The sequence below is a fragment of the Kistimonas scapharcae genome (genome assembly GCF_039540975.1).
GTDB lineage: Bacteria > Pseudomonadota > Gammaproteobacteria > Pseudomonadales > Endozoicomonadaceae > Kistimonas > Kistimonas scapharcae.
The window spans coordinates 1-5,103 of the sequence record NZ_BAABFL010000325.1 but is presented as its reverse complement, the minus strand read 5'-3'; the positions used below and the strand labels follow the sequence as shown (position 1 = coordinate 5,103).

The following is a 5,103-nucleotide window of genomic DNA, read 5'->3' as shown; positions in this document are numbered from 1 at the left end:
GCTGGGTTACATGGCTGCGCGAACCTGCCCCATGCCAGCAAGGCTTCTCAAGCTGGCTGAGCCACAGTGGTAATCAGGAAAAGATTTGAATGCGAATTGTGTGATGCGCGATTTTTTGATTCGCGTGGTTTATCTCAACATAAAAAATAATGTCGTGCTCTTGCCAGAGGGGATGCTTTACATCAGGAACAGAGACAACCATCCAAATCTTCGACAAGCCGTAGCGATATGCCTGCATCAGATCAACTGACATCCATTAAGGAAGAAGATGGCAGTGAAGGTGAGAGTATTGAAAGTAAAGCGATAGTGACGGATTCAATTCTACAAGAAGTAGATGCAGCAGAAGAAAGTGGTGAAGACGTATCCATCGATATAGCTGCCCTGTCTCCTGATTTGGCGCCCCAGGAGCAATTGCTATCCAGTCAGGATGATAATGACATCAATATTCAGAGAATGCTGGCGCAAGTGTTTGGGCTTGAAACTGTACCGCAAACACTTGGCACTGAAATCGCTTTGCCTACCTCATCATCAGACATTGCCGGGATTCAGGGGGCGTCGGTTTTAAGCGGTCAGCAATCGGCATCACAAGCGGGCTGTTCCTACTGGGGCTCGAGGGCAGCCGCGTCAAAACCAGCCTCACCATCACCGGCGCAACAGCCGCTTTCTTTGTCCAGCCCACCGTGTGCCTCCAACGCATCAGGAAAAAGCAGTAACAGTGAGGAGGCATCGCTCGAACCTGAGCTGACAGCGTTAGCTCAGATGCTAGAAATTCCAAAAGGCTCGGATTGGAAGAAAAGTGTACTCAAGCAGTGTATGGACAAGATTCGGGATCTTAAAGAAAAAAATCAGTCGTTGATCAATAACATAAATATGAACAAGACAAAGCAGGCAAACGAGCGCGCTCTCGATGAATCTTTGACAGCAATAATCAATGAAAGTCTCATAATGCTGGGGAAAATAGGCTCACGTAAACAATCCTATGAAAGACAAAGCGAGTTGAGTGTCCAATTACTGTCCCATCATCTATTGCTCAATGCATCCATTTTGATGTTGAGAGCTGTTTTGACACATGAACAAACCACGCCTTCTGGTGGTGAAGCAACAACTTTAGTCAAACATTATCTTGATGCACACTCATCGGTTTTGAAGTCAATCAGAAAAGATCTAAATACTGTAAAAAATGATGTGTTGGAATCAGTTACTCTTGATCAAGAGATAGCTTCAACGATGGAACGCTTGAAATCCTATGCCGAGAAATACAAGGATTTAATAGAAGGACAATCAGGCGAGTTTGATGACGAACCATCGAAAACTGAGTAAAAGTCATTACGGAAAAAATGCCTGCTTGCAGAATACCTACTTCAAACGCTATCTATTTAATTTTTCTTTACATCTTTGGCGGAATTACAGGTGCCATTGGGTGGAATTCTGGTGTTATTCAATGACTCCAGGCCTGGAGTTGGTGGTGAAGCGGGTGACGTTGAAACTGGGCACGCAATAGTCAGTCCCGAATACGGTTGATCATTCGGCTAATCGGCATCCCCCAATGGGGCCACGACGGCGGATACGTTATCCGTTGTGCCTTTCCTAAGCGATTCTTTGGCTATCCTCTCGGCAATGTTAACGGTTGGGTCATTCTCATTCAGCGCGTCTCGCGCAATATCACCGATCTCTTTGGTCGTGAACACCTCGGTCACGCCATCACAGACCAGCACCAGACAACCGGAAAAGTCGGTAAGGGGGTACTGGGTGATTTTGGCGCGTGAGCACACAGCACCACCTAAATGGTGATCAGCTAAAGCCCTTGCCGGTGCAAGATTATTGTTGACCCGATAAATGCCAAGGGCATTTCCAACAAATCCGCCTCGTTTTTCTATCGATGTTTTATAGATTTCATTCTCTGGTTTGGCATCCTCGCTTAACTGAATGTCCTCCCCGTTACGGTTGACCAGAATGGCGCGGGAATCACCCAGGTTAGCAATCCAAAGGTCGTTCTTGATGATCAGGGCGACACAGGCGGTGCTACCGCCAAGTGCACAGTGACTGCTGCGGCTGAGGTCAACGAGGGCAATTTTGATGGCATTCCATATCTTCTCATCCGTCAGGCTTTCCGCATTGTACAATTCAAGCCATTTGGTGAGGAATTTAACGATATGCTGTGCAGCGTGGTCCGCTACCTCCTTCGTTCCATGTCCATCGAAAACCCCGAGTATACTAATCGGCACATCTTCCCCTCCCGCCTTAATCGTGAAGTGGGTGGCAATGTGGGCATCTTCCATGGTGGGTCGTAATCCAATGGAAGAGGCAATGCTGACGCCAGGCAACGTTTCTGACATTTTGCAGGACACCGGGGGAAGTACTGGCTGCCAACTGTCTATTGCTTCCAGTGGATCAGGGTCAGCAGACAGAGCAGGCGTTTCGATGTCATCCAGCGACTGTTCAATCACCCGTTGCACTGGCGATTCTTCTTGTTCTTCTTGTTGTGTCTGGGCATTTGTCGGTTCAGGCTCCGGCACTGCTGTCATTGGGGCAGGACTCGTTTCTGACATTGCGTAGTACATAGAAGGGAGCCTTCCCCACGAATGGCCTGATGTTAGCCATTGACCAACAAAATCACCAGACAGAGCAAGGATGCCTTCATCATCCTCTGTCGGTTGTGCAATCACGTGTTGGGTTGTTGCTTGTTGTTCTGATGCTTCCTGCTGATCATTCTCATCAGACTGAGAAATAATGTCGATATCCTCATCTTCGGAGTTTTCAGGCTCGTTTTGCTCTGCCGCCTCCAGCATTGCTGTGATTGAATCCGTGTCTGACATCGAGTAAAACCCTGAGGAAAGTGATTCCAACGAACTGTCTGATTCGCCCTCATATTCAGAATCATCAGACTGACTAAGCTGTTCGTCGTCATCTGTCGGGCTTGAAATCACGCGTTGTTCTTTCCTTTTTTGCTCTGCTTCCTGTTGTTCTCGGGCATTGGCCAGTGCTTTATCCAGCTTTGCCGCGATCTTTTCAGAGGAAAACTCCAGCCTGTATTCCAGTTCCTCGATTTTCAAATTTTTCTCCATGTCGTCAGAATGCTTTTTGTGAATTCTGTCGCTGGCTGGAACCGCGTATCGATCAGGTCGGTCAGGGATGTGTGGGCAATTCTCTACGGTGATGCCATTGATAACGGTGGTATCAGCGGGGAGCGTAGAAACATCGGGTGATGGTGTTGCCTCAACCCGCTCTGCGGAAGTGCTCGGGCGGTTCATCGCTTCCCGGATGGACTGCCCGAGGGCTGAACAGTCACCGTATTGCGTCTGCGAGGAAAAAAGACGAATGAATCGCTGACTGACGGCTTCATTGCTATGAATCGATTTAAGAGGTTGCTGGCAAAGATGGTCGGAGTCATCGACTTTTGCCTGGCATGTCTTCTCAGGTTTCGATACGCAGGTGTGACAGAGAACATGACCACACGGTGATTCAAACGGTGGAAAGGCCAGTTTTTTACAGTTGGGACAGGCAGGAAGGTCTGCACCGTCAAACAGGACGGGGTATTTTCTAATATCCCGCTTAGCCTCCATGATCTTGCCATAATCCGGGGCAGTGTTTTTTGTGTTCAGGTATTCTGAGCATGTTGCACATTCCACGTCTGGCTTAACGTTATTTGAACACAATTCACAGACCCGGCAGCCACATTCCTTCTGAGAGAGGAATACGGCGTACCCTCCATGGGCGGTGCAAAAGGGCCACCGGCCAGATAAACCGGCTAAGAGTTCTGTTTTGATCTCGGGCGTTAATCCGCCGACTGCCAACGGCGAATCGTTTTCGTTGTTTTTCAGATCTAAAAGTGTTCGAAGGTCGATGGTACTCGATGGGTTGGGCTGAACAAGCAGGCCTGTGATTGCACCCACCACCTCAACATGACTGTTTTGTATGGCGGCATGCAGGGCCGTGTTACCCGTTTCGCTATGGGGTGTCGCCAGTATGTTCAAGCCATTGGCTGCAACGGCGCGGATCAACTGGTGGGTATCCCCTTTTTCTGCTGCATTGACCAGCCGATCGGCAAGTTGCTGGTCGCTGTTCAGAACGGGGCTGCTATTGCCTGAAGGACTTGCGGGAAGGCCCACACTTGAGCTGACATCCATGTTGTTACACTGCCTCAAGAACTCATTTTATAACCCAGATAATGGATAAACGACTGCTTCTCGGGCGCCTTTCTCAGGCGAGCGTGACGTAGGAGCCAATGGGAGCTCTCGAAATAATGGAAACTGTCGTGGTTTAATATTGGACATGCCCTTGTTCCATTAGTTCCCCGCGGTCTTGTCATATGGCAGCACCGATGCTCAGTCATGGTGGACAATCCTTTGTCTTATCCGTCGAGATTCCTGTAGACCAGGACAACGGGTTTCGCAGTGACGTCTTATTGCTGGCATAACAGGAAGAGTTACCAAAACATGCTGCTATAAAAATGCTAAAAACGTAAGGCCAGGGGGGCATCTCAGTTAGGCAGGAAGCACGTTCCTTACACAGGCTCCAGGTGAAGAGCAGGGCAAAGCAGGCTCGCTCCCTGCTCAAGTCATACAACGCAGCTTGAATGCCTGTATGAGGAACCCGATGAGTATTTATTATTCAGCTCGTCTAACCCTCCAGTTCTTTGACGGTATCAAAGAAAATCCCCTGCATATCTTCTGCTTCACGTTCTGTCTGTCCGCCATGTTTAAGAAAGGTCGTAATAATCGTTTGGGTTTTTTCATCTTTGGCGCGGCTAAGAAAATAGCGCAATTCCAATTCAGCCCCGGCTTCTTCATCCTTGATGGATATCGCAACGATATTTTTGTACATGCCGATATCTTCAAGTTCCCACTTGCTTAAAATCCCCAGCAGTTGAGACAAAAAGCCTTCCATCTCAGCCTTAGGCACATGTCGGGTAATAATATTCAATGTTTCCGCCTGCTGTGGGCTGAAATCTGCGCCCGTCAGCAAAGCCTGTAGTGCTTTGCTCTTCCCGAGCCGGCGAGCATATTGAACCGCTCCCTGTCCACCTGCATATTCTGGTTTACTTGAACACCGATTCTGGTCTACTTGAACACCCCCGTCACCTTACGTATTGGCGAGCCTGAT

3 protein-coding genes are annotated in these 5,103 nt (G+C 48.7%); 1 reads left to right on the top strand and 2 read right to left on the bottom strand.

Annotated elements, in window-relative coordinates:
- The first annotated feature begins 228 nt into the window (after positions 1 to 228).
- Positions 229 to 1,320 carry a hypothetical protein gene (locus tag ABD892_RS11790; RefSeq protein WP_345195875.1) on the top strand — a complete coding sequence of 364 codons (1,092 nt, stop codon included), beginning with the start codon at positions 229 to 231 and terminating at the stop codon, positions 1,318 to 1,320.
- A 209-nt stretch (positions 1,321 to 1,529) separates the two neighbouring features.
- On the opposite strand, the gene ABD892_RS11785 is transcribed toward ABD892_RS11790, so the two are convergent.
- Both ABD892_RS11785 and ABD892_RS11780 read right to left on the bottom strand, forming a co-directional pair.
- Positions 1,530 to 4,127 (bottom strand): protein phosphatase 2C domain-containing protein, encoded by a 2,598-nt coding sequence (locus ABD892_RS11785; RefSeq protein ID WP_345195874.1) that lies wholly within the window; start codon positions 4,125 to 4,127, stop codon positions 1,530 to 1,532.
- Positions 4,128 to 4,620: 493 nt separating this feature from the next.
- Entirely contained in the window at positions 4,621 to 4,965 is a 345-nt protein-coding gene (locus ABD892_RS11780) for a hypothetical protein (protein WP_345195873.1), read from the bottom strand.
- Positions 4,966 to 5,103 lie beyond the last annotated feature (138 nt).

Bases quoted from the DNA above. Each gene is read 5' to 3' on its own strand.
- ABD892_RS11790 (WP_345195875.1), top strand. From the start codon at position 229: ATGCCTGCATCAGATCAACTGACATCCATTAAGGAAGAAGATGGCAGT.
- ABD892_RS11785 (WP_345195874.1), bottom strand. From the start codon at position 4,127: ATGGATGTCAGCTCAAGTGTGGGCCTTCCCGCAAGTCCTTCAGGCAAT.